1 protein-coding gene is annotated in these 2,970 nt (G+C 51.0%); it reads left to right on the forward strand.

Annotated elements, in window-relative coordinates; translation table 11 throughout:
* Positions 1-51: 51 nt before the first annotated feature.
* Positions 52-2,970 (forward strand): urea ABC transporter substrate-binding protein (gene urtA / locus QUA38_RS28285; RefSeq protein WP_333167738.1); only part of this gene is annotated, 2,919 nt, incomplete at its 3' end.

Here is a 2,970-nt window from a genome sequence, read left to right on the forward strand (position 1 = left end):
TAAGTGCGGGGCTTTAAACCCCATTTTTCGGTAAAAATTATCTAAAACCCTATGGGAGCAAGGAGCAGTAACCCCCTCGAAGCAGCCGGCTCGACTCGTGAGCCGATCAAAATAGGCGTGTTGCATTCGCTGACGGGCACTATGTCCATCAGCGAAACTTCTGTTAAAGATGCGACGGTGTTGGCTGTTGAGGAAATTAATGCGGCAGGAGGGGTGCTCGGACGCCCCTTGGAAGCGTTTATAGAAGATGGAGCCAGCGATTTGCAGACTTTTGCTCAAAAAGCTAAGCAATTGCTCTTTGAAGCTCAGGTGGCGGTGGTATTTGGCTGTTGGACTTCGGCGAGCCGCAAAGCTGTACAGCCGGTTTTCGACCAGGGCAAAGGGTTGCTGTTCTATCCGGTGCAGTATGAAGGGCTAGAACAGTGTGCGAATATTTTCTACATTGGTGCTGCCCCAAACCAACAGATTGTGCCTGGGGTGAATTACTTGCTGGCACAGGGGAAGCGGAAAATTTTCCTGTTGGGTTCGGACTATCTCTTTCCCCGCACGGCAAATCGGATTGTGAAAGCTCAACTGGCTGCACAGGGGGGAGAGTTAGCGGGGGAAGTGTATCTGCCGCTGGGATCGAGGGAAGTGGGCGAGGCGATCGCACATATCTTAGCAGTGAAACCAGATGCTATTCTCAACACTCTCAACGGGGACAGCAATGTGGCTTTTTTCCAAAAGTTGCGGGAAGCTGGCGTGAAACCCGGTGATTTGCCAGTGATGTCGGTCAGCGTAGCAGAAGAAGAAGTGCGGGCGATCGGGCCGTCCAATATTGCCGGACATTTGGTGGTGTGGAACTATTTTCAAACGGTAGATACACCGGAAAATCGTAAATTTGTCAAGGCTTATAAAGCCCGATACGGGGAAAATCGAGTCACCGATGACCCCATCGAAGCGGCTTATTTGGGCGTTTACCTGTGGAAGCAAGCAGTAGAAAAAGCTGGTTCGACAGATGTGGTTAAAGTCAGGGCTTCTGCTAAAAATATTGAGTTTGCAGCGCCATCGGGCAAGGTAAAAATAGATGCCCAAACGCAGCATACCTGGAAAACAGTACGGATTGGTAAGGTGAGGTTGGACGGTCAAATTGAGGAAATTTGGAATTCCGGCGCACCGGTTCGGCCAGATCCTTTTCTCAAAGGCTATCCTTGGGCGGCGGCACTGGCTACGAGGGGAATTGCTCTGGGAACTCGGGCGTCTTTGAGCGGGCTGTTTGTGATCTTGGTGCTGATAACTTGGATGGCGGTGGGAGTTGGGTGGATGGGTTCTGTGGAGATGAAGAACTATTTGCTGACAATGGACGCTGCATCAGCTCCGGCGGCGGGGGTTCCTGAAGCCGCAATGGCGGTGCTGGTGCAGCAAACTCTCTTTGTGGCGAGCCGCACTCAGCACTGGCTGCTGGCAGCTTTGGGTTTGAGTTTGATCGCGGGGATAGTGGCTTTTGTGTCGGTGTCGGCAATTATTCGGAATCTCGGCTTGCTGCGTGAAACTGCCGAACAGATGGCGAGCGGTGATTTGACGGCTCGATCGCCGGTGGTTTCTAATGACGCGATCGGGGTGCTATCTTCTACTCTCAATACAATGGCTCAGCAAATTAGCAGTTTGCTCAACGGTTTGGAAGTGCGGCAGCGGCAGCTAGAGGAACGATCGCGCGAATTGGAAGTTGCTAAGAACGCTGCCGAAGCTGCTAACCGGGCGAAAAGCACTTTTTTGGCAAATATGACTCACGAGTTGCGGACGCCCTTGAATGCGATTATTGGGTACAGCGAGCTGCTGCAAGAAGAGGCTCTGGAGCTCGGCGAAGAAGAGTTTGTGATGGATTTGGCAAGCATTAATATGGCAGGCAAGCAGTTGCTCACCATTATTAGTGACATCCTGGATATTTCTAAAATTGAAGCAGGAAAGGTGACTCTTTTTTTGGAGACTTTTGAGGTGCGGAATTTGATCGAGGAGGTTGTTACTACTGTTCAACCCCAGCTAGGGAAAAATGGCAATACTTTGATGGTCAATTGCGATCGCAATATTGGCACGATATATTCCGATTTGTCAAAGCTGCGGCAAGCGCTGTTGAATTTGGTGACCAATGCTGCTAAGTTTACCGATCAAGGCAAAATTACGATTAATGTTTGGAAAGAAGAAGGGGAGGTTTTGCCGCTCGACAATTCCGAAGAACTCTCGGCAGCTTTTTCTCGGTGTCAACAGCCTTCGATCGTCTTTCAAGTAACCGATACCGGTATCGGCATGACTGAGGATCAGGTGTCGAGGCTGTTCGCAGCTTTCGCTCAAGCCGACGATTCTACTACCCGCAAATACGGCGGCACCGGTTTGGGGCTGACAATTAGCCGGAAGTTTTGCCAGATGATGGGCGGGGACATTACGGTTGATAGCGAGTTTGGCTGCGGTTCTAGTTTTACGATCCGGTTGCCGATTGCGGTTACAAGCCCGAAAGAAGCGCAGGACGATCGAGAAACCGCAGAAATGCAGCCGAAGTCTTCCGACGACGATTTAGAAACGAGTGCAGAATCGACTGAAGCGAAGCAAAAAGCAGTGCGATCGCAAGCGCTGGAGCTGCCCAATGCTGCTACTGTCCTAGTTATTGATGACGATCCAGACGCGCGGGATTTGATGACCCGCTGCTTGTCGAAACAGGGATTTCGGGTGCGATCGTCGGCTAGCGGTCAAGGGGGGCTGATGTTGGCTAAGGATTTGCTGCCGGACGCGATTATTCTGGACGTGATGATGCCAAGTATGGACGGCTGGGCGGTGTTGTCGGCGTTGAAAGCCGATCGAGATTTGGTTGATATTCCAGTGATTATGATAACTTTTTTGGACGACCAAAATCAGGGTTTGGAATTGGGAGCGGCGGAGTATGTGAGGAAGCCTGTGGATTACAAGCGCTTTGCTGCTTTATTGAGCAAATATCAGGGT

Source organism: Microcoleus sp. Pol12B4, assembly GCF_036701385.1.
Taxonomy (GTDB): domain Bacteria; phylum Cyanobacteriota; class Cyanobacteriia; order Cyanobacteriales; family Microcoleaceae; genus Microcoleus.